Here is a 23628-nt window from a genome sequence, read left to right on the forward strand (position 1 = left end):
TTCGCAGTAGGGATGTGGCTAGAGTCGGCGGCGCTCGCTTGCCGCTCGTGCGGCAGTGACCGACGCCGGAAGGATGCCGCGTTGCCGCATTCGACCGCCCGCAGGACAAACGGGATACGACAGGATGAGTCGATTTGCATGGATGTGGGGGATGCTCTGCTGCGTGGCGCTCGTACCGGCCAGGGCTGAGGTGCCATCGGAGTGCGCGGCGTTGTATCAGGATGCCGGCGCGGTTCCAGGCACACAGAATTGCCGTAGCGACGCAGGCAATGCCGACTTCGGTCTCGGCACGTACTACTGCAACAATCCCGACATCATCGCCGAGTATTGCGGCGGCGCGGCGACAAAGCCCTGGGATGTAGGGAAGAACAACCAATGCAGCGTGACCACCGGGTCCATCCAGGTGGGCAATCCGATCAACGCGGCGCTCGGTATCAAGCTCCAGACCGAAATCGATGTGCGCGATGCTTCTGGTCATCTGTCGCTGCAGCGCCACTACAGCAGCGTAGCCATCGATGCCAATCCGGGAAGCGTCTTGGGGCCGCGCTGGAGGCACAGCTTCCAGATTGCGCTGACGTCCGCTGACGAGGGCAGCACGCCGGTGCGCCGTCTCAACCTGCCCAGCGGCGACAGCTATCGCTTCGTCAGCCAGGGGCAGGACGTGTGGCTGCCGGATGCGGACGTGCAGGAACGCCTGCTGCCGGTGATGCAAGGCGGGGCGCAGACCGGCTGGGACGTCGTGGGTGCCGACGAAACCCGCTACCGCTTCGATATGAATGGAAAGCTGGTGCGCATCGCTTACCTCGATGGCGACATCCTGACGCTTCGCTACACCAGCAGCGGCGTGCTGCAGGACGTCACCGATGTGCGTGGCCGCCGGCTGCAGTTCACCTATTCCAGTGGAAGGTTGGCCTCGGTCAAGCGGCCGGATGGACGGCTGGTGAAGTACGCCTATGTCCAGCAGAACCTGAGCAAAGTCCAGTACCAGACCACGGATGCCACCACGCCGGCTTTCTCCACCCTGAGCTACGTCTATGGCGACAGCAACGATCCGCTTCTGCTGACCGGCATCGTGGATGAATCCGGCCAGGCCTATGCAAACTGGGAGTACGACAGCCAGGGGCGCGCCGTGGCAAGTCGCCACGGCGGTGCGGACAGCGACATCGACCATGTGGCGATCAGCTTCGGTTCCCAGCAATCGCAGGTCACCGACGCGCTGGGCAATGTCGTCACCTATTCGTACGAGTTCGCCCTGGGCCGTGCCAAGCAGACGGCGGTGGACCAACTGTGCAGCCAATGCGGAGCTTCGCAGGTCAGCCAGCGCAGCTACGACGCCAACGGATACCCGGATCTGCTCACTGATTTCAAGGGTGTCACGACCGATGATGACTACGACAGCCGCGGCCTGCTGACCCAGAGGATCAGCGCGGCCAATGATACGGATGGGCAAAAACGCACGGAGCAGACCGACTGGCATACCGACTTCAGGATGCCGTCCGAGCGCCGCATCTACGATGCCTCGAATGCATTGGTGTCGCGGTGGAACTGGACTTACAACACGCGCGGTCAGGCGCTCACGGCTTCGCGTACTGACCCCACCACTGGTACGACCCGTACCTCTACGACGACGTACTGCGAGCAGGCCGACGTCGATGCAGGCCGCTGCCCATTGGTGGGCCTGGTGACTTCGGTGGATGGTCCGCGAAGTGATGTTACCGACAAGGTGACGTACGCCTACTACGCCACCGACGACAGCACTTGTGCCACGTCCCCGACCACCTGCCCGCACCGCAAGGGCGACCTGTGGAAGGTGACCAATGCGGTCGGCCAGGTCACCGAGTACCTGGCCTACGACGGAGCCGGCCGCGTGCTGTCGGCGAAGGACGCCAACGGCGTGGTCACCGATTTCACCTACCACCCGCGCGGCTGGCTGACCGCCAGCAAGGTGCGCGGGTCCGACGACAGCAGCGAGAGCGACGATCGCATCACCACGATCGACTACTGGCCGACCGGCCTGGTCAAGCAGGTGACCCAGCCCGACGGTGCGTTCACCCGCTTCACTTACGACGCTGCACATCGGCTGACCGATGTCGCTGACAACGCCGGCAACACCATTCACTACACCCTGGACAATGCCGGTAATCGTTCCAAGGAAGACACCAAGGATGCTTCCGGCACGCTCAAGCGGACGCTCTCTCGGGTCTACAACCAACTCGGTCAGCTGGCCACCCAGGCCACCGCGCAGGGCGACCCGACCGACTTCGGCTACGACGCCAACGGCAACACCAAGACCGTCACCGACGCGCTCGGTCACGTGACCCAGAACGATTACGACCCGCTCAACCGCCTGGCGAGCATGCTGGAAGATGTGGGGGGCATCGCCGCCGAGACCAAATTCGGCTACGACGCCCTGGACAACGTGACCAAAGTGACCGATCCCAAGGGCCTGAACACGACCTACGCCTACAACGGCCTGGGCGACCTGACCAAGCTCACCAGCCCGGACACCGGCAGCACGACCTACACCTACGACAGTGCCGGCAACCGCGCTACGCAAACCGATGCCCGCAACGTCAAGGCCACCTATACCTATGACGCGCAGAACCGGCTGACCAAGGTGGTGTATCCGACCAGCAGCCTCAACGTCAGCTACACCTACGACGTCAGCCAGAGCACCTGCGCCAGCGGCGAGACCTATGGTGTTGGTCGCCTGACCCGGATGCAGGACGGCAGCGGCAGCACCGACTATTGCTATGACCGCTTCGGCGATCTGGTGCGCAAGGTACAGACCACCAACGGCAAGGTGTTCGTGGTCCGCTACGCGTACACCAAGACCGGGCAGCTGAGCCGCCTGACCTACCCGGATGGGGCGGTGGTGGACTACGTGCGCAACGCCCAGGGGCAGACCACCGAAGTCGGGGTAACCCCGGTCGGCGGCACCCGCCAGGTGCTGCTGAACCAGGCCACCTACTATCCGTTCGGCCCGGTCGCCGGCTGGACCTATGGCAACGGCCGTCCAATGCAGCGCGTGCTGGATCAGGACTATCGCCCGCTGGCGGTCAATGACACGCGCAGCGATGGGTTGGCGGTGGGCTTCGCGTTTGATCCGGTCGGCAATCTCAGTGCACTGACCGCACCGGGCAACACCGCGCCGGTAATCAAACTGGACTACGATCCGCTCGGCAGGCTGACTGCGTTCCGGGATGGGCCGACCGATACGGTGATCGACGGCTATACCTACGATGCCACAGGCAACCGCCTGAGCGCCAAGGTCAACACCGCCACGCAGACCTACACCTATCCGACCACCAGCCACCGCCTGAGCAGCGTGGCCGGTACCGCACGCAGCTATGACGCGGCCGGCAACACCACCGCGATCGGCGGCACGGCTGTTCAATACGTGTACGGAGCCCATGGCCGAATGGCGCAGGTCAAGCGCAGCGGCACGGTGGTGGCGAACTATGCCTACAACGGCCGTGGCGAGCAGGTGCGGCGCGTGGGCAGTACAAATACCTATACGCTGTACGACGAGATCGGCCAATGGCTGGGCGATTACGACGCCAATGGCGCGGTGGTGCAGCAGGCGATCTGGCTGGACGACTTGCCGGTGGGTGTGCTGGACAAGACCACGCTGCGCTACGTGCAGCCGGATCACCTGGGCACGCCGCGCGCCGTGATCGACCCGATCCGCGACGTGGCGATCTGGCGCTGGGACCTGAAGGGCGAAGCCTTCGGTACCACCGCACCTGACCAGGATCCGGACAAGGACGGTACCGCTTTCGTGTTCGATATGCGCTTTCCGGGGCAGCGGTACGATGCGCTGAGCGGGCTCAATCAGAATTACTTCCGCGATTACGAGCCGAGTAAGGGAAGGTATGTGCAGAGTGATCCGATTGGGTTGAGCGGCGGCATTGCTTCTTACGTGTATGTGTCGAGTAGTCCGCTTTCCACTCCTGATCCGAGTGGTCTCGCTCCTATGGTTCTGCCGCGTCTCAATCCGGTATTGCCCAGGCTGATTCCGAGAACTGCGCCACTTCCTGTTGATCCGGTAATGCCGGTTCCCTCGGAGTCTTTGCCCTACAGTGAGAGCAGGGGGCTGCCCCGCACGGATAAATGCAATGCGGCGGAAATGGATATCTGCAGAGCGCGCTGTCCTACGCGAGTGGAGGGCTGCTATGTTTCCATCGATTGGAAGATAAAGGGAATTAGAGGTGGAAATCCGATAAAATCATCGCAGCGAAAGGTCAACTGCAATTGCGCGGATGAAGAATTCTTCGCTTGCCAATAGGTGGATCAATGAAGGAAGTTGATGAAATTTATTATAGGGTCACGTATCTTGATCCGAAGATGCGCTTCCCAGAGATAACCGCTTACGTCTTCCTCGGGGTGAATCTTTCTGACGAAGATGTGGATGGTGATACCTGGTATTTTCAGGACGTCTATAGCTATTACGAAACTGGCTCAGCATTGACAGCAACGGAACCGGGTACTCCTGTGGAGTGCCTCACTACGGAGCAGTTGAAAGGCGATATGTTTGATGTCGATCAACTCCGTACATCTCTGATTGATGTCAAGGCTAGGTACGGATAAATCTACTTCTATTCCGATATTGCTGGGACGGCAGGGCACTGCAGGCCAGCCAGGTGCAGAACCTCGTGCAGGCGATGGCGTCGTTATCACCGCCGGCCGCGGGGCAGACGCAGTTGCCGGCGGACTACCAGAGCAAGCCGGAGAAGACCCTCGCCGCCGACTGGAAGTGAGTGAAATGCGCGGCGTCTTCGATTCTTCAGGTCGGGGCGCCGTGCTCACTATGTCTGGCCCGAAACCAGTAAGCGCCGCGCTTTGTCCATTCTTGTAGAGGCAGCCGCAAAGCTCGTGATTGCCCTACAATCCGGATGCTGACAAAGAGATTAATTTGGGCCCTAACTATCCTACCCTACGGTATTGAAATGAATGCGATTGTTAGGTGTGATTTTAGAATTTCGTTGGATTTTTTAAGAAATTCTTTTTTTGCAATACATGCCATTGCTATTCATACTGGCGAGGTCATTAAAGTCTATGAGGTCTCGAGTCTCAATGATTTTAGTGCTGCGGACGCCGTTCATGCGATTGCGGGTTTTGGATTGAATGTCCAAGATGTAGAGGTGTCTGAGAATTTATTCTTCTTGTTCGTTAAGCAGTTGGAGCAATATAAAAATAATGTTTATGGCATCAATTTGAATTCCGCAAATTTCTCAAAAAGCAGTGATTTCTTGATATTCTTTGAATGGTACGTTCGAAAATTTTCTTTTGAATTTATTTGCTTTTTTTCAAGAATTACATCTCAACAACGCGATCACTTGGTTGAGAGTTTTTCCCAGAGCATCGCTATCATTGATGAAAATTATTCCGAATCGCTTGAGCTAAAGCAATTCTTTGATGTTTGGACGGAATTTCAAGATATTTCCTAAAATGTCTATATTATTTATTGAGCGGTGGATGTCCGTCAGTTTCAAAGTTGCAGCTGTGTTCATCCGGATTTTTCGATCAGTTTCGCGTGATACGAGGCTACGCGCGCGGAACTGCGCAGCTTCGGCTTCGAGGAAATGGTGCGCACCGGCATGGTACTGACCGGCGGGGCCATCGAAGATGGAAAGCGTGGTCGAACTGGCCGAGAAAATGGTGAACATGCCACTCCCACCGGCCGCCGGGTCGGGGGGCGCTAACAGACGCATGCGTCGCGGGCCAGCCTGGTACCTTGCCGCATGCAAGGCTGTTGCTACAACGTTTTTCTGGAAAAGGTGTAAGGAGCGTCTTCTGCAAGACGTGGACGGCATCGCCGCCGAAACCAAGTGCGGCTACGATGCGCTGTGCAACCTGACCAAGGTCACCGATCCCAAGGGCCTGGACACCGTGCAGCAAGCGATCTGGCTGGACGGCCTATCGGTCGGCGTGCTGGCAAAGAGCGCACTGCGGTACGTACAGCCCGACCACCTGGGCACCCGCGCGCGGTGATCGACCCGGTCCGCGACGTGGCGATCTGGCGCTGGGACCTGAAGGGCGAAGCCTTCGGCACCACCGCACCGGACCAGGACCCGGACAAGGACGGCACCGCCTTCGTATTCGATATGCGGTTCCCGGGCCAGCGCTACGACGCGCTGAGTGGGCTCAACCAGAACTACTTCCGCGACTACGAGTCGGGCGTGGGGCGATATGTGCAGAGTGATCCAGTCGGGTTACTGGCAGGAGTGAACACCTCCTATAGCTACGTTGGCGCCGAGCCTCTGAATTGGTCTGACTCCATCGGACTGGCGAAGGATAGGGTCGTAGAGCGTTGGCCTTCTTGTACAGCGAGTGATATGAAAGCTTGCGAAGGCCAATGCTCGCCTCGGCCAGTTGAAAGTTGCCGGCGACGCTGCATCGTTGGTACCTCTATTGTCGGAGGCGTACCTGTTCAGGGCTGGATTCCTAAAGACTTGAGTTGTAGTTGCCAAGAGAAATTTTTCCAAAAAAACCCAAACGCTTGTACCGCGGGAAAAGTAGTGGGGGCGACTATATTGGTATGCGGGGTTGTTGTGTATACGATAGGCGGTGCCCTGGGGCTGAATCCAGTCGCCGACTAAATCAAAGGAGCTGAATGTGGTCAGTCTTGAGAAAGGCTCTTTTTATTACATGGTAAATTTTTTTGATTTTGATCTGAAAATTCCGCTGGTTCAGACGTTGAGATATATCGGCGAAGAGATCGACAGGCGTGGCGTGGCTGTAATATATTTTGATGAAATTCATCCCATGGGTGATGAAAAAAAGATCTTTGTCGAAAAGATTGGGGCGGATGCTGTGATTCATGATATTCAAGGGCTTGTCCATATCTTGGATCTCGCATCCACGGGCCGTCTTGCTAAGGACGGCTGGGTTAGAAAATCAGGGAATTGAAAATTCAAAGTAGGCCGCCAGCGAATCGTTGGCGGTCTATTGGCTTTTGAAATGGAGAAGCATTGAAATGAAGCGTCTAGTCATATTTATATTGGCGATTTCCATGCCTTTTTCGGCATTGGCTATCTCTCCCGGGGGAGACTTCAGATGCTTGGCTAAGGAGGCTGATAATGTCGTTGTCGTTCGCGATGGGAAGACCGAAAAATTCATCATGCGTGATTACTTCGGGCCTCTGTTTCTGACTCGGCTGGAAATTAAAAAGCAGTTCAAAGGCGTCATGGTTGTTGCTAGAGAACACGTCAGAAATTTCGATATCATCGTGCGAAGGGATGACATCCACTCAGCGGGATTTCGTTTGGCGCAGGGGACGCGCAGCCTGGTCTTCATTAGAAACACAGACCAGGGTCCGGCGCTTCTCGGCGGATCTTCTGGCGTGCTTCCTTACAACGACGGTATCAGCCTCTATGGTGTCGAGCTGGACGATGCTGCAATCAGGACGTTCTTCGGCGAGGAAAATTTGGCTAAGGTGAAATGCGCGTATCTGGGTGATGCCGGAAGCGTGGTTCCTTGAGCTAACTCCGTCTTCGGAGCTTGACACACTGGCTCTCTTTCGGCGAGTGAGCGAGATGTTGTTCCCTCGCATTCAACCTGAAACTCGCTGCCTTAGAAAGCTATTCGGCGCGCTTGGCTGGGCGTCCTATGCCCCATTAAATACATGGAGCAATTGAAATGAGCAAGAAACTGGATGTCAATGTATTTATTTATATAAATGGAAGTATTGAGCCTTTTCTTCTTCAAATATCGGAGCCGACTCCTTCAGGAGAAGATGATTTCTACTGTGTCGTGCATATGCCGGGAGTGCTGAAGAAGGAGGCGAGAATTATCGGGATAGACGAGGCTCAAGCGAGCGAGTTGGCGGTTGATTTTGCCAAGTCCATGTTGGGCGACGAGAAGATTTTTGATGCGAACGGAATCGCCATCAAGTGGTGATGATTGACGATTTTCTTGTTAATATAGATTAGTATGGCTATATCGTTGGTTGTGGCGCTAGCGAGTGGCCGAGGGCGTGCGTGATCTATGTCTCGCGGATAAATCCTAATTGGGAGCGAGCCTTCCCGGTGAAGACTTAGACGAAAATGCCTAGTGCTTTCAAGGCGCCTTTACTCTGAATCTGGTTTAGCTCTGAAAACTGGTGACAACCTGAGCGGATCGCCGCAACTGTGCCCACGAAGATTCTTTGCATGCCAATGAGGTGGCTGCATGAAATTTGATGAAGTCTATTACAGGCTTACCTACTTGGACCCGGCGATGCGCTTGCCCGTCATAAGGGCTTACGTTTGCCTGGGGGTAAATCTTTCCGATGAAGACGTGGATGGAAAAACTTGGTACTTTCAAGACGTCTTTAGTTACTATGAATATGGTTCAGCTCTGACCGCAACAGAGCCCGACATTCCTGTGGTATGCCTGACAGAGCATGAGTTGAAGGGCGACATGCTGGATGCAGATCGGCTCCATGACTTGTTGAAAGAGATAAAAGTAAAGCGCTATTGAGGTGATGGTTGCATCTACAGCCTTACGAAGTCGCCAATAACTCCTAGGCGGCTTCTTATTTTCGGTGGGTGCTTTCGCGATAGACAGGCTCTGGCAATGAGTGGGCATGTGTGGCTCAAAAGTAGAGACGTCAGCGGCTGGCAGGGGCTGACCGAAGCACTGCCCGCCGGATTTCAACCAAGCGCATCTCAATGCCCCGTTACCGCCACGTTGGATGCCCGAGGACCTGCAGGAAACCCCCGCGTGCGGGCCGACCAGGCCACAAGCCAACCGACCAGCAGCAACGCCAGGACAGCCCAGGGCAGAGAGGCAACCCCCTGGGTTTCCAGCAGGACGCCACCCAACAGGCCGCCGCCGGCAATCGCGCCGTTCCAGGCCACCACGTTCATCGACAGGGCCACATCGGCGCCATCGCCTGCGGTATCGGCCAGGGCTGTTTGCAGGAACGTGGCGGCACCACCGAAGGTCAGCCCCCAGACCGCAACGCCTGCGTAGACGACCAGGGGCGACGCCATCCACAAGCCGAGCGCCAGCGCCGTCAGGGCGAACGCGGCAAGGCTGACCAGGACACTCGAGCGCAGACGACGATCGACCCATCGCCCGGCGATCCAGATGCTCACCAGCGCAGCGAGCCCGAATAGCAGCAGGACCCGGTCCACCTTGGCCGTCAGACCGGCGGGAGCCACGAACGGTGCCACGTAGGTGTAGAGGATGTTGTGGGCCAGCATCCACGCGATCACCACGCCCAGCACCGGGCGCACGCCCGGGGTCGTGAATACCCGGCGCAGCGGCATCGGTTCGCGGCCCGACTGGCCCGGATAGTCGGGCACCTTCACCTGCACCCAGACGATCAGCGCCAACGTCAGCAGCGACATGATGCCGAAGGCGGTACGCCATCCGGCGAGCGCACCGAGCCAGGTTCCCAGCGGCACTCCCAGCGAGAGCGCAACGGGCGTTCCCACCATGGCGATGGCCATGGCGCGCCCTTGCTGGTGCGGCTCGACCATCCGCCGCGCATAGCCCGCCAGCAGGCTCCAGGCCAATCCTGCCGCCGTGCCGGCGAAAAAGCGCGACACCAGCGTCAGCCAGTAGTGCGAGGACAGGGCGGTGACCGAGTTGAAGACCAGAAACCCCACGATGGTCAGCAGCAGCACGTTGCGGCGCCGCCAGCCACGCGTCGCGATGGTCAGGGGAATGGCCGCCAGCAGCGACCCCAGGGCATACGCCGTGACCATCTGCCCCGCATACGACGCGGACACGCCCAGGCCTTCGCCGATCTGCGGCAACAGGCCCGCTGGCAAGGTCTCGGTCACGATGCAGATGAAGCCGGTCATGGCCAGGGCCAGCAGTGCCGCGATCGGCAGTCGTCCGGCATCGGCAGCAGGGGGCACGCCCTTGCGGGGCGGCAGGATCGTTTCAGTCATCGGATCACGTCCAAGGGAGAGTTGGGGAGGGGGCACCGACGGCTGGTAGAGCCACCGCCGCTTGAAGGTCTAACATCAGTATCGATTGGTACAAATGTAGTGATGCCTGGCGCCCCTCGTCAACGACTTTTGTATCGACTAGTATTTATCTAGCTTCCGCAGGAGTCTTCCATGGCGCAGATGGGCCGCCCCCGCAGCTTCGACCGTGACGAGGCCATCCGTCAGGCCATGCACATCTTCTGGGAGCATGGCTACGAATCCACCTCGCTCGCTCAACTCAAGGCCGGCATGGGCGGTGGCATCACGGCGCCCAGCTTCTATGCGGCGTTCGGTTCCAAGGAGGCGCTGTTCAAGGAGGTCGTGGCGCACTACCTGGCCACGCACGGGCGCGTGGAGGAAAGTCTCTGGGACGCGAGCGTTCCGGCACGCCAGGCCATCGAACTGACCTTGCGCCGCTCGGCGAAGATGCAAAGCGAACGCGGCCATCCCAAGGGCTGCCTGATGGTGCTGTCAGCTGCCGTCTGTTCGCCTGAGCATGCCCACGTGCAAAAACTGCTGGCCAAGGCGCGTGCACGCACGCGCGAGGGCATTGCAGCCTGCGTCGAGCGCGCGGTGGCGTCGGGTGAGCTGCCGGCCGGTACCGACGTACGCGCGCTGGCGATGGTGTTCGGGAGCTTTCTGGTGGGCTTGTCCACCCTGGCCCGGGACGGCCTGACGCCGGCGGCCCTGGACAACGCGGTGACCGAGGTCATGCAGGTCTGGGACGCCGCCGCGCACCGCGCCAAGCCCTGATGGCGAAGTGCATCAACCCCTGAGCGTGATCCGCTGGATCGCGTCGTAGATCTCGTTCTCTGCATCCACGGGGTGCACCTCCCCTGCCAGCGCCGCGAAGGACACCGCTTCGGCCGCCCCCAGCAAGGCATGCATGGCCACCGGCTTCAAAGGCTTCTTCGCAAAAGGCGCGAGCGCGTGACGGCACTTGTCCAGGAAAAGGGCTTCATGTTCCTTCTTCAGGGCTTCCAGCTCCGGTGAACCGGTCAGTGCCGCGCTCACTCCCGGCATTTCCCGCCCCATGGTCATGACGCAGTCGACGTAGCTCGCGGCGATGACCTTGGCGACCGCGGGAAGTGTCCTGGCACAGGCTGCGAGGGCTTCGTCCAGCAGTGCGTGCTGCCTGCGGTCGTACTCCTCGTAGAGCGCCGCGAGCAAACCGTTGCGCGCCCCGAAATGGTCATAGACGACGGGCTTCGTCACGCCTGCGCGCTCGGCCAGGTAGCCCAGCGTGAGCGCATCGCTGCCTTCGCTGCGAACGATGGACCAGGCGACATCCAGCAGTTGGCGCTGCCGGGCCTGCTTGGGAAGGCGCCGCTTGATCGCACGGTCCGCGTCTGGCCTCGTCGGGTGGTTGGGCATCGATAACCTACCAAAAGTAATTTAAAGGGACTAATATACCAATGGTAGTTTATGCCCATCCCCAAGGATTTCCCATGCATGCCCTCATCGTCGTCAGTCACCCCGATCCGCAGTCGTTGACCCACGCAGTCGCGCACGCGTTTGCCGAGGGCGTTGCAGCGCTTGGCCAGCACACCACGGAGCTGGCAGACATCGCGGCAGAGGGATTCCAGCCCGCATTCAATCCGGCAGACCGGGCCACGTTCCTGTTGCAGGCATCCGCGCCGCCCGACGTCCTACGCGAGCAGGAGCGTATCGACCGCTCCGATGCGCTGGTGCTTGTCTACCCTGTCTACTGGTGGTCGTTTCCAGGGCAGCTCAAGGGGTGGATCGACCGCGTTTTCTGCAATGGGTGGGCGTACTCGGAAACCCCGGAAGGTGCCATCGAGAAACGGCTCGGCCGTCTTCCCGTCCACCTGCTCGGCATCGGCGCTGCCGACGAGAGAACATATGCGCGGCACGGTTACGACACGGCGCTGCGCGCACAGATCGATCACGGGATCTTCGATTACTGCGGCGCCAAGGTGGTCACCTCGAGGATCCTATGCGGCATCGACAGTGCAAGCGCCGCATCCCACATCACCATCGCGCGTGAAATGGGTCGCAACGCGTTCGCGCAGCACGGTACAGGCGATGTCGAGCACAGGACTTCGGACACGTCCATGCCCGCTCACGGTCTGCGCGCAACCCACCCCTTGAACGTGAACGCGCAGTAGAAAAGCTCGATGTCCACGAATCCGGCCTCCCGCAGCAGATCCACGTCCTGCTGCGGCGAGAGTGCCGGCAGCTTCTCCTTGATGGCGGCGATGCTCGCTTCGGCCTGTAGCGCAGGCGCGCCGGAAGCCGCCGCGAAGGCGGCATTGCGCTGGAGCCAGCGGGTCCTGGCCGGCTCCTCCCCCGGAAAGCTGTGGTGCGCGACGACCAGAGGCGACCCGGACGCGAGCCTTGCGAACACCTGCTTCAGCGTCTGCAGGCGTTCGGCCGCCGGCAGGAAATGCAACGTCAGCAAACAGGTCACCCCATCGAAAGGCCCCATCGGCGCATGGTCGATATACCCGTGGTGCAGGCGCGTGCGGGCAGCCAGGTTCCCCAGCGTCGTGCGCGCGAGGTCGAGCATCTGCGCGGAGGGATCGACACCATCGAATTGCCAATCCGGCTGCATCTCGGCGAAGGCTTTCAGCTCCAGCCCGCCGCCAGCGCCGAGCACGAGAATCCGCGCATCGGCAGCCGCGCGCTCGCGCAACAGCAGGCCGGCCATGCGGTGCAGGTCGCGCAGCCCGGGCACCATCCGGGCGGCCCGCTCCGCATAACCTTCCACCGCTGCCGGGTCGGAGAACAGGGTCACCGAATGCGCTCTCGCTCGCTCACGACGGTGCGAGCGTTTCGGGCCAGACCAGCGAACGGTGCACCTGGGCGCCCGCCATGGCCCCGCTGCCCACGGCCAGCGAGACGGAATGCGGCACGCGCGCCACGTCGCCACAGGCGAACACCCCGGCGACCGACGTCTTGCTCTCCGCATCGGTGCGGATCTGGATGCCCATGGGCGTCTCTTCCAACGCACAACCGATGCCCTCGGCCAAGGCATTCGATGGAGACGTGCGCGTTGCCGCGAACAGGCCCGCGAAGGGCAGCTGCCGCCCGTCGGCCAGCACCACATCGGCAGGGCCTTCGATGCGGTCGATGGGCGTGGACTCGATCGCCACTCCCCGGTGCTCCAATTTTTCGCGGGTCTCGGGGGTCAGCTCCACGGCGCCGTTGACGAGCAGTGTCACGGCGCCCCACTCGGTGAGCAGTTCGGCCTGGTGGAGCGACAGCGGGCTGCTGCCGACGATGCCGATGCGCCCCTTGTGCAGTTCATAGCCGTGGCAGTACGGGCAATGGAAGACGGACTGCCCCCAGCGCTCGGCCAGGCCCGGCACGGCGGGAAGTTGGTCGGCTACCCCGTTGGCGAACAGGATGCGGCGCGCATGGTGCGAGACGCCATCGGCCGTGGTGACCTCGAACCCGTCCACCCGTCCCGTGACCGACCCGGCCCGCTCCTCACGCCAGGTCAGGGTGGGATAGATCTCCAGCTGGCGGCGCGCCTGTGCCGCGATCTCGCCTGGCGGCACGCCGTCCTGGCCGAGAAACCCATGCGCGTGGCTGGCGAACCGGTTGCGCCGTTCGCCCGCGTCGATCACCAGCACGTTGCGCCGCGCGCGGACCAATTGCAGCGCCGCGGCCATGCCCGAATAACTTCCACCGATGATGATGGCGTCGTGCTGCATGCTCAGCTCCTTTTGCGTCGAACAGCCGCATGCCGGCGCGCGAAGTCGGCGGCAAGATCGGCCAGGGTGATCTCGGAGAAACGCTGCAGCAGCAACGCCTCGGCCTCGGCAAACGTGCTTTCGAGCGCGGCGTTCACCGATTGCTCGACCAGGCACTCCGGCGTCTCGTGGCGGTTGCCGATGGCGAACATCGCAGGCTCGCCCAGCGCCTCGTGCAACTGGCGGAGGGTGACGGCACGCAGGTCGGCCTGGATGCGCCATCCACCCGCATGGCCTCTCTCGGACTGGACGATGCCGGCGTCCCGCAGAAATCCCATGGTGCGCCGGACGACGACGGGATTGGTTCCGAGGCACTGGGCCAGGGCGTCCGAGGTCATCGGGCCCTCCTGCTCGGCCATGTGCAGCAAGGCATGAAGGACCGAGGAAAGGCGGCCGTCGCGTTTCATGTAACTAATGATGTTTCATGATGCGCGAAAGATCAACCTTCATCAACATCAGGCGGCTCTGGAACGACCGATGGAGGCCGACACCCAATGCGGCCTCAGTCGGGTGGCCTATCGAGATCGCGGGATGTGAGATGCAGCCTAGAGGGGAGGGCGCTGCGCTTGAGTCCGGCCGCCGTGATCCTGGCGCACAGCCATCCCAGGAGTCGGCGAGGAATCCGCTGCTTTCAACAATCGACTTTGAAGACTTCAGTGTCGCAGTCATCCAATACTGCAACGCCATCATTTCCTGAAGACCGCCGCCTTCGGCGCACTGGTCGCGAGGTCAGGTGTTGCACTCCCACCTTCGCGCGCCGCGGATAGGCCAATGCCGGCACAAGCCTGCTGCCGTAACGGCCGCGTGGGTTGTCTCGACCCTGGTTCCGGCATGGCGGCAGACCAAGCAGGGAGGTGGTGGATGCGCGCGGCGGATATCGGTAAATGCGGACGGGCATGTGCTCGCGGCGGCCCCGGGCGATCCCGCCGTCTGGCAGGACAGCGACCCGGATCGTGATGGACTTGGGCTGTGCAATGCATCACTCCCTGACGGGAGCGCGACGCGCGGGTAGGCGTTACCACGCGCAATGTGAACGCTCCGCTTTCTTTCACCTCGCCGAAAGGAGTGCGAAAGACAGCGTGCCTAGGCTCTGCCCCCATCAGCCGGAGAGCCACCTTGCGCGCCCAATGGAACATCCTTTGCGATTTTGACGGTACCGTGTCCCTGCAGGACGTGACCGACAGCCTGCTCGAACACCTCGGGAGCCCCGGTTGGCGGGAGCTGGAGGACGACTGGGTCGCCGGTCGGATCGGGGCCCGCGAGTGCATGAGCAAGCAGGTCGCGCTGCTCGACGGCGACGTCGATGCGCTGCACCGGGTGCTGGATGCGGTGCGGATCGATCCGGCCTTCGTGCGCTTCGTCGCGCTGGCCGAGCGCCTGGGCATCCCGCTGAGCATCGTCAGCGACGGCCTGGACTACGGCATCGCCCGGATCCTGGCCCGCCACGGCCTGCACCATCTGCCGATCATCGCCAACCGCCTGCTGCGTACCGACGCCGGGCAGTGGCGCATGGCCTCGCCGCATGCGCAGCCGGACTGCCCCAGCGGCACCTGCAAGTGCGCGGTGATGGCGCAACAGCCGCCCGAGCGCGCCACCTTGCTGATCGGCGACGGCCGCTCCGATTTCTGCCTGGCTGGCAAGGCCGACCTGGTGTTCGCCAAGGACGGTCTGCTGCGCCATTGCCGCGCCAACGGGATCGCCCATTGCGCGATCACCGGTTTCGACGACGCCATCGCCCTGCTGCCCGAGTTGGCCGAGCCGGCGACGGCCGCCGTGTCCTTCCCGCTTCCTCTCACCCAACGAGCCTGATCCCGATGAACCGGAATGTCCCGCTTTCCTCGCTCGCACCGCTGCATGGCGATGCCGCGCCCGATCCGGAGGCGCTGCTGCGCACCGGCGCAGACCACCATCGCGCGCTGAGCGATGCGCAGATGCTGGCCGACGAGTCCCAGTACTGCTCCTACGGCGACACCGTGCACTACAGCGAGCCGCCGCGCATCTTCGGCCGCTGCGACGGCAGCTACCTGTACGACACCGAAGAAGTGCCGTACCTGGACCTGCAGATGTGGTACTCGGCGGTCAACTTCGGCTACGCCAATCCGCGCCTGAACCAGGCACTGACCCGCCAGATCGAGACGCTGCCGCAGGTCGCCAGCCAGTACCTGCACCCGACCAAGATCGAATTGGCCAAGACCATCGCGGTCGACGCCGAGCGCAAGTGGGGCCGCAAGGGCCGCGTGCACTTCAACGTCGGTGGCGCGCAGTCGGTGGAAGACTCGCTGAAGATCGTGCGCAACGCCAGCGCCGGCAAGAGCCTGGTGTTCGCCTTCGAAGGCGGCTACCACGGCCGCACCCTCGGCGCCTCGGCGATCACCTCGTCGTACCGCTACCGCCGCCGCTTCGGTCATTTCGACCGCGCCCAGTTCATCGAATTCCCGTACCACTTCCGCGGCCCCAAGGGCATGTCCAAGGAAGAGTACGGCGAGCAGTGCGTGGCCAAGTTCGAGCGTCTGTTCGAGACCGAGTACAACGGCGTGTGGGATCCCAAGGCCGGGCAGTGCGAGTACGCGGCGTTCTACGTCGAGCCGATCCAGGGCACCGGCGGCTACGTGATCCCGCCGCCGAACTTCTTCACCGGCCTGAAGCGGGTGCTGGACAAGTACGGCATCCTGATGGTGGTCGACGAAATCCAGATGGGCTTCTTCCGCACCGGCAAGCTGTGGGCGATCGAGCATTTCGGCGTGACCCCGGACGTGCTGGTGTTCGGCAAGGCGCTGACCAACGGCCTCAATCCGCTGGCCGGCATCTGGGCGCGCGAGGAGCTGATCAACCCGACCGTGTTCCCGCCGGGCTCGACCCACTCCACCTTCGCCTCCAACCCGCTGGGCACCGCGGTCGGCCTGGAAACCATGCGCATGCTGGCCGAGACCGACTACGAGTCGATGGTGATGGCCAAGGGCGCGCACTTCCTGGACGGCCTGCGCGACCTGCAGAAGCGTCACCCGGAAATCGGCGACGTCGATGGCCTGGGCCTGGCCCTGCGCGCGGAAATCTGCCAGGCGGACGGCTTCACGCCGAACCGCAAGCTGCTCGACACCATGGTCGACATGGGCCTGGAAGGCGAACTGCGCCACAACGGCAAGCGCATCGGCCTGATCCTGGACGTGGGCGGTTACTACAAGAACGTGATCACGCTGGCGCCGTCGCTGCACATCAGCCACGAAGAGATCGATCTGGGCCTGTCCTTGCTGGACCAGTTGCTGACCCGCGCCAAGCAGGTCGCATGAGCCGGGCGGGAGACGACGCGCGCGGTTCGCGTTGCCTCCCGCCGTTCGCCGCGGCGGCGGGCGCTTCAGCCCACCGCGCGCAGCGCGATCACCGCATTGAGTCCGCCGAAGGCGAAGGAATTGCTCAGCACCGCCTGCACGTGGCGGGCGCGCGCCTGGTTCGGCACGTAGTCCAGGTCGCATTCCGGATCGGCGTCGAGGAAGTTGGCCGTGGGCGGGACCACCTGCTCGCGCAGCGCGCCGATCGCCGCCACCAGTTCCAGCGCGCCGGCCGCACCGAGTGCATGGCCGTGCACCGCCTTGGTCGAACTGACCGCCAGCGCCTCGGCGTGCGCACCGAACACCTGACGCAACGCCTTGGTCTCGCAGCGGTCGTTGGCCTGCGTGCCGGTGCCGTGGGCGTTGATGTAGTCGATCTGTTCCGGGGCCAGGCCGGCATCCTGCAGCGCCAGGCGCATCGCCGTGGCGGCGCCGTCGATGCTGGGCGCGACGATGTCGCCGGCATCCGAACTCATCCCGAATCCCGCCAGTTCCGCCAGCGGTACGGCGCCACGGGCGGCGGCGTGCTCGGCGGTTTCCAGCACGAACATCCCGGCGCCTTCGCCCAGCACCAGGCCGCTGCGCTGTGCGCAGAATGGCCGGCAGGTGTCGTCGCTGACCACCCGCATCGCTTCCCAGGCGCGGATCAGTGGCAGGCTCAGGCAGGCTTCGCTGCCGCCGGCGATGGCCACGTCGGCCAGGCCGTGACGGAGCATCAGCACGGCCTGGGCGAGGGCGTGGTTGGCCGAGGCGCAGGCGCTGGACACGGCGAAGGCCGGGCCGCGCAGGCCAAAGGCGATGCTGATCTGGCTGGCCGGGGCGTTGGCCATGCTGCGCACGATGGTCAGCGGATGCAGGCGTTCGGCCTGGTCGCGGTACAGCCGGCGCGATTGCTCGTCGCGGCTGAGTTCGGCGCCGACACCGGTACCGACCACCACCGCACAGCGCGCGCCGAGCGCGGCATCGTCGCGTGGCAGGCCGGCCTGGACGATCGCTTCCTGGGCGGCGACCAGGGCGACCTGGGTCATGCGGTCGAGCTGGCCCGGGGCGATGCCGCCGGTCTGCGTGGCGTCCGGCGCGAACCCTTGCAGGGTCGCGGCCACGCGCATCTTCAGGGTGCTGAGCGGATCGGGCGAGGGCAGGGCGGCGATGCCGCTGCGGCCCTCGCGCATCGCGCTCCACAGCGCCTCGGCGCCGAGGCCGAGCGCGCTGACCGCGCCCGTGCCGGTGACGACCACGCGCCGCACGTGCGGGGAGGCGCCCATGGTGCGTCAGTGCGCCGGTTGCGCCGCGCCGGCCGCCGCCTTGGCCGCCAGCGCGTCCTCGACCGCCTGCACCAGCTTGCCGAGCGAGCCGTCGTCCAGGTTCGGGTCGCGCTGCGGGAAGGTGATGTCGAAGTGCTCTTCGATGTCGAACAGGATTTCGATGGCCTCGAGCGAATCCACGCCCAGGTCCTGCAGCTTGGCATCGGGGGTCAGGCGCGCCGGGTCGATCTCGCCATGCTTGGTGACGATGCTGTGGATTTGCGACTCGATGGACGGGGTCATGGCAGTGCTCCGCGAAATGAAGGGCCACCGTGCGGCACCCGCCGCCGGTGGATCGCACGCTGCGGCCTGGGCCGCAGCATCCATTCTCCACGCTAGACGATCAATCTTGCAGATGCCTTTCGTCAACCAACTCGAGCCGCAGGCCTTGCAGCGGCAGTTCCTGCAGCACCCGCCGTCCGGTTTCCTGATCCAGCCCCTGGAGCACGGGGTGCCGGCCTTCGAGGCCGATTTCGACCTGCTGACCACGGCCGAGCCGGCGCTGCGCGACCGCGTGGCGCGGCTACCGTTGCAGCGCCTGTGGCAACGCCTGCTGCGGCCGCGCACCAGCTTCGTCGGCAGCACCGTCAGCGAATACGCCTGGCTGCCGCGCGCGGCCGACCCGGCGCAGTTGCCGCGGCAGTGGCGCAGGCAACTGGGCCGGCGCCGCGCGCTGATGATCGTCAAGGACGTGCCGCAGCGCTCGCCGCTGCTGGATGAGGCCGACAACGCCTGGGCGCAGATCTTCCTGGACGCCTGCGAGCGCAATGGCTACGTGCTGCTGCGCGGGCAGGCGCTGGCCTGGGTGCCGATCGATTTCGCCTCCACCGACGAGTACCTGGCGCGGCTCTCGCGCGGGCGCCGGCGTAACATCCGCCGCAAGCTGCGCTCGCGCGCCGACCTGGAGATCGAGGTGCTGCCGACCGGCCCGGCCTTCGCCGACTCGGCGCTGCGCGCGCACTGCTATGCGCTGTACCAGGAGGTGTATGCGCAAAGCGAGATCCATTTCGACCTGCTCACCGAGCCGTTCTTCGATGCGCTGCTGACCGACGCCGCGTCCGGTGGGCAGGTGTTCGTGTACCGGCACCAGGGCCGCATCATCGGCTGGAACCTGTGCTATGTGCACCAGGGCCGGCTGCTGGACAAGTACATCGGCCTGCATTACCCGGATGCGCGCGACCACAACCTGTACGCGCTGAGCTGGATCGAGAATCTCGATTACGCCTGCCGCCACGGCCTGACCGCCTACGTCGCCGGCTGGACCGATCCGGAAGTGAAGGCCCAGCTCGGCGCCAGCTTCACCTACACCTGGCATGCGGTGTACCTGCGCAATCCGCTGCTGCGCGCCGTGCTGCGCCGGCTGCGGCCGCTGTTCGAATCCGACGACGTCGGGCCGGCGGCCGATGCCGCCGAGGAGGACTGAGATGCGCACCCCGGTCCTGCTCGATCTCGACGATTCGCTGGGCGCAGTGCCCGACGCGGTGCGTCTGCCGCTGCGTGACTGGTGCGACGGCCTGCGCTTCGCCTGCTCGATGGCGCGGCTGCGTCGCTTCGGCGCGGCGCTGGAGCAGGCACTGCCGGCGCAGTACGGCACCGTGCTGCTGGGCAGCGGCGATTTCCATCACTTGAGCCTGCCGCTGATCGTGCGCCTGGCGCAGCGCGCGCAGGCACCGTTGCGGGTGGTGGTGTTCGACAACCATCCGGACAACATGCGCTTCCCGTTCGGGGTGCATTGCGGCTCGTGGGTGCGGCGCATCGCCGCGCTGCCGCAGGTGGCGCAGGTCGAGGTGGCCGGCATCACCTCCGGCGACGTCGGCCCCGGCCATGCCTGGGAGAACCATCTGCTGCCGCTGTACCGCGGCAAGCTGCGCTACTGGTGCAGCGGCGTGGACGTGGGCTGGGCGCGGCGGCTGGGCCTGGGCCAGGCGGTGCGCGGCTTCGCCAGCGTGAGCGAACTGAGCGATGCGTTCGTCGAGCACCTGCGGCGCACGCCGATGCCGACCTATCTGTCGCTGGACAAGGACGTGCTGGATCCGCAGGACGTGCGCACCAACTGGGACCAGGGCCAACTGCGCGTGCCGCAGTTGCTGCAGGCGATCGACGCGCTGCGCGGGCAGGTGTGCGGCAGCGACATCACTGGCGAGGTCTCGCTGGCCCACTATCCGCAATGGTGGAAGCGCACGTTGGCATCGCTGGATGCGCAGCCGGAACCGTCGCCGGCCGATCTGTCGGCCTGGCAGGCGCAGCAGCATGCGTTGAACCTGCGGCTGCTGGCGGCGCTGGACGCGGCCAGCGTCGGTTAACGCGGGCCCTGTCCGTCTGTAGGAGCGGCTTCAGCCGCGAGAGGCATTACCGGTAACGCCCTCGCGGCTGAAGCCGCTCCTACACGATTCTTCCCGTCGTTACGCGAGGCGCATTTTCATCGCGACGCTGGCGAAGCCGCCCGTCGCCCAGTCAGGCGCTCGGCGCAGCGGCGTGCACCAGATCGACATCCAGCGGCGCCGGCCCGACCGCGCCGGCGCAGGCAGCCTGCAGCGTGGCCACGATGGTCTCGAAGCGCGCCTCGTCCAGCCAGGGGCTGTTGCTGATGCTCAGGCAGCGTGCGGCGAAGTCGCTGGCGTTGGGCATCGGCGTGCGCTCGACGATGCCGTGCAGGTAGTCGTAGCCGGGCAGGGCATGCACGAACGGCACCGCCACGCCGAGCCCGCGCGGCCACAGCGTAGCCAGCACCGATTCGCGTGCGGCCGCGTCGGGCAGCAGCACCATCAGGATCGGCCAGCTGCCCTGAGCACCCGGGGTATCGGCGATCACGCTCAGGCCGGGGATGCTGGCCAGGCGTGCGCTGCGGCGTCGGCCCTGCTCGCGAATCTGCGCAAGGAATGCAGGCCAGCGCGCGCTGGCGCGTACGCCCACCGCTTCGCGCCAGGCGCCGACCGCGTGTTGGGCGATGGCCGTGCCGAAGCGGTCGCCGGCCGCGCCGATGCGGTCGCCGCGGCGCAGCGCGCGGCGTACCGGCGCGCCATAGGCCCAGCGCAGCGGCTGCGGCCGGTACAGCGCGGCGTAGCCGAGCAGTTCCAGGCTGCGGCGCAGTTCCCAGCGCCAGTCGCGCTGGCCCAGGCGGGCGGCGGTGTCGGCCAGGCTGCGCTGCAGCGGCGCATGCCGCGACATCAACAGCCCGCCTTCGTAGAGGGTCAGGCCCTTGCCGGCGGCCAGGCTGCAGAAGCCGATGTCGCCGCCCAGGCCGGCCGGGCGGCCGTCGGGGTGCACGCCGCCCAGCGCCTGCGCGGCGTCCTCGATCAGCAGCGCGCCGCAGCTTTCGGCGGCACGGCGCAGCGGCGCCAGGTCGGTCAGGCGCCCGCCAAGATGGGTGGCGATGATCGCCAGGGTGTCGCTGCCGCAGCGTTGCGCCAGCTGCACCGGGTCCAGTTCCAGCGAGCCGGGCAGCAGATCGCACAGCACCAGTTGCAGGCCGCAGTGCGCCACCGCCAGCGCCACCAGCGGGCAGGTATAGGCCGACACCAGCACCTGCCGGCGCCGGTTGGCCGCGGTCAGGGTGCGCAGGGCCACGATCAGCGCCGCAGTGCCGGAGCAGGTCAGCAGCGCCTGCGGCAGGCCGACCGCGCTGGCCAGGCGGGTGCGCGCACGGCCAGGCCACAGGTCGCGCCACTGCAGCGGCAGGCCGGCAGTCGGCGGGATCTCAATGCGCATCGGCAGGATCCGCGCGTTCGCCCATCGCCAGGCAGACGATGCCGCCGACGATCAGCGCCGCGCCCAGCGCCTGCAGGACGCCGATGTGTTCGTTGAACCACCAGGCCGACAGCAGCATCACGCTGACCACCTCCAGGTGCGAGGCGGCGAAGGCCGGGCCGATCGGCGCGTGCTCGAGCAGCTTCATCCAGGTGAAGAACGCGCCGATGTAGCCGAGCAGCGCGGCGTACAGCCATGGGCTGCCGAGCAAACGCAGTACCCACGCCAGTTCGGCCTGCGGCGGGAAGGCATGGGTGCCGGCCAGCTTGAAGCCGATCTGGGCCAGCGTGTCGAAGCTCAGCAGCAGGGCGAAGCCCACCGCGTAGCGATGCAGCGGCGGCCGGCTCATGAGCCCAACCCCACCACGGCCACGCCGGCGCTGACCAGGCAGATGCCGGCCACCTGCATGCGCCCCAGGCGTTCGCCGAACAGCCAGCGCCCGGCCAGCATGATCGCCACGATGTTGATCGAGCCCAGCAGCACGCCGCGGCCCAGCGGCACCAGCGACAGGAACGCGGTCCAGGCGAGGAATTCGAGCACGTAGCAGGCCACGCCGAACCACAAATATGGCTGCCGGGCCATGTTCTGCCAGCGCGTCACCCCGGTACCTTGCGGTCGGCTGGCGACGTACTTGAAGGCCAACTGGCCGGCGGTGTCGAGGACCACCGTCGTCAACCAGATCGCCACCACCGAGCCGCTCATCGCCATCAGGCGGCCGCCTGCTGCGGGGTGGTCAGGGCCGCGAAGAACTGCGCCAGGCGCGCGCCGAGCACGCGCCGTTCGCGGTCCAGGGTGATCATGTGGTAGCTGTCGTGCAGCAGCAGCAGCTCGGTCGGCCCGGAGACGTTGGCGATCACCAGCCGCGCGTTGCGCAGGTCGGCGATGTCGTCCTCGGCCGCGTGCGCGACCAGGCATGGCGCGACGACCTTGGGCAGGTTGCGGCGCACGTCGCGCGAGAGCAGGTACATCTCGGCCAGGGCGTGCCAGGGGTTGCCGGGCAGGCCGGCGGCGCTGCTGTCGCCGCCGAGCATGGCGCTGCTGACCTGGGCGCGGATGCGCTCGTCGCGCAGGCCGTACGGCGGCTCCTCCAGGAACATGCGGCGCTTGCCGATGCCCAGGCGCTTGAACCACGGCAGCAGGAACGCCAGCCGCGCGCGCTTGGGGATGTTCCAGCCGTCGTAGCGGAAGGTGGCGCCGAGCACGCCGACCCCGTCCACCCACTGCGGACGCTCCTGCGCCAGGCGCAGCGCCAGCAGCGCGCCCATCGACAGCCCGGCCACGAACAGCCGGTCGACCTGCGGACGCATGCGCTCGGCGGCGGCCTCGACGCTGGCGTACCAGTCGCGCCAACTGGTGGCCAGCAGGTCGTCCTCGTCGCCGCAATGGCCGGCCAGCTGCACGCCGTGCACGCTGAAGCCTTCGCGGTTCAGGCTCTTGCCGAGCAGGCGCATCTCGCTGGGCGTGCCGGTCAGGCCATGGATCAGCAGCACGCCGTTGCGGCCGCCTTCGAAGTGGAACTCGGCAGATTCGATCATGTAAATAGGCGCGGCTGCGCAGTCTCGGCAATCCGTGCAGGGTCGCCGCCGCGCGTTTCAGCAGCCTTTCG

Annotated in this window: 24 protein-coding genes and 2 pseudogenes; 15 read left to right on the forward strand and 11 right to left on the reverse strand. The window is 64.3% G+C overall.

Translation table 11 applies throughout. From position 1 onward, the window contains the following. Nucleotides 1–142 precede the first annotated feature (142 nt). The 9 genes and pseudogenes from FHR66_RS21030 (at nucleotide 143) to FHR66_RS06835 (ending at nucleotide 8463) form a co-directional block, all read left to right on the forward strand. Nucleotides 143–4288, forward strand: a complete 4146-nt coding sequence (locus FHR66_RS21030; RefSeq protein ID WP_456361732.1) for an RHS repeat-associated core domain-containing protein — start codon at nucleotides 143–145, stop codon at nucleotides 4286–4288. An 8-nt stretch (nucleotides 4289–4296) separates the two neighbouring features. Beyond that, a complete protein-coding gene (locus FHR66_RS06800; RefSeq protein WP_160965043.1) occupies nucleotides 4297–4590 on the forward strand; it encodes a hypothetical protein in 294 nt (97 codons plus the stop codon). Between the two features lie 359 nt (nucleotides 4591–4949). Then, nucleotides 4950–5450 (forward strand): hypothetical protein, encoded by a 501-nt coding sequence (locus FHR66_RS06805; RefSeq protein ID WP_160965041.1) that lies wholly within the window; start codon nucleotides 4950–4952, stop codon nucleotides 5448–5450. A 90-nt stretch (nucleotides 5451–5540) separates the two neighbouring features. Beyond that, nucleotides 5541–5676: pseudogene (locus tag FHR66_RS21035) on the forward strand (cell division protein FtsA); the annotation flags it as partial. A 219-nt stretch (nucleotides 5677–5895) separates the two neighbouring features. After that, nucleotides 5896–6290: pseudogene (locus FHR66_RS06815) on the forward strand (RHS repeat-associated core domain-containing protein); the annotation flags it as partial. Between the two features lie 328 nt (nucleotides 6291–6618). Continuing rightward, nucleotides 6619–6912, forward strand: coding sequence for a hypothetical protein (locus tag FHR66_RS06820; RefSeq protein ID WP_160965037.1), 294 nt, complete (start codon nucleotides 6619–6621; stop codon nucleotides 6910–6912). A gap of 67 nt (nucleotides 6913–6979) precedes the next feature. Further along, entirely contained in the window at nucleotides 6980–7483 is a 504-nt protein-coding gene (locus tag FHR66_RS06825; protein WP_160965035.1) for a hypothetical protein, read from the forward strand. A gap of 158 nt (nucleotides 7484–7641) precedes the next feature. Continuing rightward, a complete protein-coding gene (locus FHR66_RS06830; RefSeq protein ID WP_160965033.1) occupies nucleotides 7642–7902 on the forward strand; it encodes a hypothetical protein in 261 nt (86 codons plus the stop codon). Nucleotides 7903–8172: 270 nt separating this feature from the next. Further along, nucleotides 8173–8463: a hypothetical protein gene (locus FHR66_RS06835; protein WP_160965031.1), complete on the forward strand. Its 291-nt coding sequence runs from the start codon at nucleotides 8173–8175 to the stop codon at nucleotides 8461–8463. Between the two features lie 188 nt (nucleotides 8464–8651). Here the strand turns inward: FHR66_RS06835 and FHR66_RS06840 are convergent, their stop codons facing one another. Beyond that, entirely contained in the window at nucleotides 8652–9887 is a 1236-nt protein-coding gene (locus tag FHR66_RS06840) for an MFS transporter (RefSeq protein ID WP_160965029.1), read from the reverse strand. 171 nt (nucleotides 9888–10058) lie between these two features. On the opposite strand from FHR66_RS06840, the gene FHR66_RS06845 reads away from it, so the two are divergent. After that, complete coding sequence (locus FHR66_RS06845; protein ID WP_160965027.1) at nucleotides 10059–10679, forward strand: TetR/AcrR family transcriptional regulator; 621 nt, start codon at nucleotides 10059–10061, stop codon at nucleotides 10677–10679. Nucleotides 10680–10691: 12 nt separating this feature from the next. Here the strand turns inward: FHR66_RS06845 and FHR66_RS06850 are convergent, their stop codons facing one another. Further along, nucleotides 10692–11300 (reverse strand): TetR/AcrR family transcriptional regulator, encoded by a 609-nt coding sequence (locus FHR66_RS06850; RefSeq protein ID WP_160965025.1) that lies wholly within the window; start codon nucleotides 11298–11300, stop codon nucleotides 10692–10694. 74 nt (nucleotides 11301–11374) lie between these two features. On the opposite strand from FHR66_RS06850, the gene FHR66_RS06855 reads away from it, so the two are divergent. After that, nucleotides 11375–12055: an NAD(P)H-dependent oxidoreductase gene (locus FHR66_RS06855; RefSeq protein ID WP_160965023.1), complete on the forward strand. Its 681-nt coding sequence runs from the start codon at nucleotides 11375–11377 to the stop codon at nucleotides 12053–12055. Here FHR66_RS06855 and FHR66_RS06860 read toward each other — a convergent pair. The 3 genes from FHR66_RS06860 to FHR66_RS06870 are packed head-to-tail and all read right to left on the reverse strand — an operon-like array spanning nucleotide 12010 to nucleotide 14052. Next, nucleotides 12010–12684 (reverse strand): class I SAM-dependent methyltransferase, encoded by a 675-nt coding sequence (locus FHR66_RS06860; RefSeq protein ID WP_160965021.1) that lies wholly within the window; start codon nucleotides 12682–12684, stop codon nucleotides 12010–12012. The two genes, FHR66_RS06855 and FHR66_RS06860, sit on opposite strands and share 46 nt — an antisense overlap. Nucleotides 12685–12703: 19 nt before the next feature. Then, nucleotides 12704–13606, reverse strand: coding sequence for an NAD(P)/FAD-dependent oxidoreductase (locus FHR66_RS06865; RefSeq protein ID WP_160965019.1), 903 nt, complete (start codon nucleotides 13604–13606; stop codon nucleotides 12704–12706). A 2-nt stretch (nucleotides 13607–13608) separates the two neighbouring features. After that, nucleotides 13609–14052 (reverse strand): RrF2 family transcriptional regulator, encoded by a 444-nt coding sequence (locus FHR66_RS06870; protein ID WP_160965017.1) that lies wholly within the window; start codon nucleotides 14050–14052, stop codon nucleotides 13609–13611. A gap of 709 nt (nucleotides 14053–14761) precedes the next feature. Here FHR66_RS06870 and FHR66_RS06875 point away from each other — a divergent pair. Together FHR66_RS06875 and FHR66_RS06880 are read left to right on the forward strand one after the other, a co-directional pair. After that, nucleotides 14762–15454 (forward strand): MtnX-like HAD-IB family phosphatase, encoded by a 693-nt coding sequence (locus tag FHR66_RS06875; protein ID WP_160965015.1) that lies wholly within the window; start codon nucleotides 14762–14764, stop codon nucleotides 15452–15454. A 122-nt stretch (nucleotides 15455–15576) separates the two neighbouring features. Then, nucleotides 15577–16932 (forward strand): aspartate aminotransferase family protein, encoded by a 1356-nt coding sequence (locus FHR66_RS06880; RefSeq protein ID WP_184448744.1) that lies wholly within the window; start codon nucleotides 15577–15579, stop codon nucleotides 16930–16932. Nucleotides 16933–16997: 65 nt separating this feature from the next. On the opposite strand, the gene FHR66_RS06885 is transcribed toward FHR66_RS06880, so the two are convergent. Both FHR66_RS06885 and FHR66_RS06890 read right to left on the reverse strand, forming a co-directional pair. Continuing rightward, nucleotides 16998–18236: a beta-ketoacyl-[acyl-carrier-protein] synthase family protein gene (locus FHR66_RS06885; protein ID WP_160965011.1), complete on the reverse strand. Its 1239-nt coding sequence runs from the start codon at nucleotides 18234–18236 to the stop codon at nucleotides 16998–17000. A 6-nt stretch (nucleotides 18237–18242) separates the two neighbouring features. Then, nucleotides 18243–18518 (reverse strand): acyl carrier protein, encoded by a 276-nt coding sequence (locus FHR66_RS06890; RefSeq protein ID WP_160965009.1) that lies wholly within the window; start codon nucleotides 18516–18518, stop codon nucleotides 18243–18245. 112 nt (nucleotides 18519–18630) lie between these two features. Between FHR66_RS06890 and FHR66_RS06895 the strand changes: the two genes are divergently transcribed. Then, on the forward strand, nucleotides 18631–19698 hold the full coding sequence (locus FHR66_RS06895) for a GNAT family N-acetyltransferase (protein WP_160965007.1): 1068 nt from the start codon (nucleotides 18631–18633) through the stop codon (nucleotides 19696–19698). Nucleotide 19699: 1 nt separating this feature from the next. Continuing rightward, on the forward strand, nucleotides 19700–20578 hold the full coding sequence (locus FHR66_RS06900; RefSeq protein WP_160965005.1) for an arginase family protein: 879 nt from the start codon (nucleotides 19700–19702) through the stop codon (nucleotides 20576–20578). A 151-nt stretch (nucleotides 20579–20729) separates the two neighbouring features. On the opposite strand, the gene FHR66_RS06905 is transcribed toward FHR66_RS06900, so the two are convergent. The 4 genes from FHR66_RS06905 to FHR66_RS06920 are packed head-to-tail and all read right to left on the reverse strand — an operon-like array spanning nucleotide 20730 to nucleotide 23557. After that, nucleotides 20730–21983: a DegT/DnrJ/EryC1/StrS family aminotransferase gene (locus FHR66_RS06905; RefSeq protein ID WP_160965003.1), complete on the reverse strand. Its 1254-nt coding sequence runs from the start codon at nucleotides 21981–21983 to the stop codon at nucleotides 20730–20732. Next, nucleotides 21973–22371 (reverse strand): DMT family transporter, encoded by a 399-nt coding sequence (locus tag FHR66_RS06910; RefSeq protein WP_019802414.1) that lies wholly within the window; start codon nucleotides 22369–22371, stop codon nucleotides 21973–21975. Before FHR66_RS06910 ends, FHR66_RS06905 begins: the two co-directional genes overlap by 11 nt. Next, nucleotides 22368–22730 (reverse strand): EamA family transporter, encoded by a 363-nt coding sequence (locus FHR66_RS06915; RefSeq protein WP_160965001.1) that lies wholly within the window; start codon nucleotides 22728–22730, stop codon nucleotides 22368–22370. The genes FHR66_RS06910 and FHR66_RS06915 overlap by 4 nt, the downstream gene beginning before the upstream one ends. Then, a complete protein-coding gene (locus tag FHR66_RS06920; protein ID WP_160964999.1) occupies nucleotides 22730–23557 on the reverse strand; it encodes an alpha/beta hydrolase in 828 nt (275 codons plus the stop codon). Before FHR66_RS06920 ends, FHR66_RS06915 begins: the two co-directional genes overlap by 1 nt. Between the last annotated feature and the right edge of the window lie 71 nt (nucleotides 23558–23628).

The sequence above is a fragment of the Xanthomonas sp. F4 genome (assembly GCF_011761895.1).

Coding starts and splice junctions, on each gene's coding strand:
- FHR66_RS21030 (WP_456361732.1), top strand. CDS start 143: ATGTGGGGGATGCTCTGCTGCGTGGCGCTCGTACCGGCCAGGGCTGAG.
- FHR66_RS06800 (WP_160965043.1), top strand. CDS start 4,297: ATGAAGGAAGTTGATGAAATTTATTATAGGGTCACGTATCTTGATCCG.
- FHR66_RS06805 (WP_160965041.1), top strand. CDS start 4,950: ATGAATGCGATTGTTAGGTGTGATTTTAGAATTTCGTTGGATTTTTTA.
- FHR66_RS06825 (WP_160965035.1), top strand. CDS start 6,980: ATGAAGCGTCTAGTCATATTTATATTGGCGATTTCCATGCCTTTTTCG.
- FHR66_RS06830 (WP_160965033.1), top strand. CDS start 7,642: ATGAGCAAGAAACTGGATGTCAATGTATTTATTTATATAAATGGAAGT.
- FHR66_RS06835 (WP_160965031.1), top strand. CDS start 8,173: ATGAAATTTGATGAAGTCTATTACAGGCTTACCTACTTGGACCCGGCG.
- FHR66_RS06840 (WP_160965029.1), bottom strand. CDS start 9,887: ATGACTGAAACGATCCTGCCGCCCCGCAAGGGCGTGCCCCCTGCTGCC.
- FHR66_RS06845 (WP_160965027.1), top strand. CDS start 10,059: ATGGCGCAGATGGGCCGCCCCCGCAGCTTCGACCGTGACGAGGCCATC.
- FHR66_RS06850 (WP_160965025.1), bottom strand. CDS start 11,300: ATGCCCAACCACCCGACGAGGCCAGACGCGGACCGTGCGATCAAGCGG.
- FHR66_RS06855 (WP_160965023.1), top strand. CDS start 11,375: ATGCATGCCCTCATCGTCGTCAGTCACCCCGATCCGCAGTCGTTGACC.
- FHR66_RS06865 (WP_160965019.1), bottom strand. CDS start 13,606: ATGCAGCACGACGCCATCATCATCGGTGGAAGTTATTCGGGCATGGCC.
- FHR66_RS06870 (WP_160965017.1), bottom strand. CDS start 14,052: ATGAAACGCGACGGCCGCCTTTCCTCGGTCCTTCATGCCTTGCTGCAC.
- FHR66_RS06880 (WP_184448744.1), top strand. CDS start 15,577: ATGCTGGCCGACGAGTCCCAGTACTGCTCCTACGGCGACACCGTGCAC.
- FHR66_RS06885 (WP_160965011.1), bottom strand. CDS start 18,236: ATGGGCGCCTCCCCGCACGTGCGGCGCGTGGTCGTCACCGGCACGGGC.
- FHR66_RS06890 (WP_160965009.1), bottom strand. CDS start 18,518: ATGACCCCGTCCATCGAGTCGCAAATCCACAGCATCGTCACCAAGCAT.
- FHR66_RS06895 (WP_160965007.1), top strand. CDS start 18,631: ATGCCTTTCGTCAACCAACTCGAGCCGCAGGCCTTGCAGCGGCAGTTC.
- FHR66_RS06900 (WP_160965005.1), top strand. CDS start 19,700: ATGCGCACCCCGGTCCTGCTCGATCTCGACGATTCGCTGGGCGCAGTG.
- FHR66_RS06905 (WP_160965003.1), bottom strand. CDS start 21,983: ATGCGCATTGAGATCCCGCCGACTGCCGGCCTGCCGCTGCAGTGGCGC.
- FHR66_RS06910 (WP_019802414.1), bottom strand. CDS start 22,371: ATGAGCCGGCCGCCGCTGCATCGCTACGCGGTGGGCTTCGCCCTGCTG.
- FHR66_RS06915 (WP_160965001.1), bottom strand. CDS start 22,730: ATGGCGATGAGCGGCTCGGTGGTGGCGATCTGGTTGACGACGGTGGTC.
- FHR66_RS06920 (WP_160964999.1), bottom strand. CDS start 23,557: ATGATCGAATCTGCCGAGTTCCACTTCGAAGGCGGCCGCAACGGCGTG.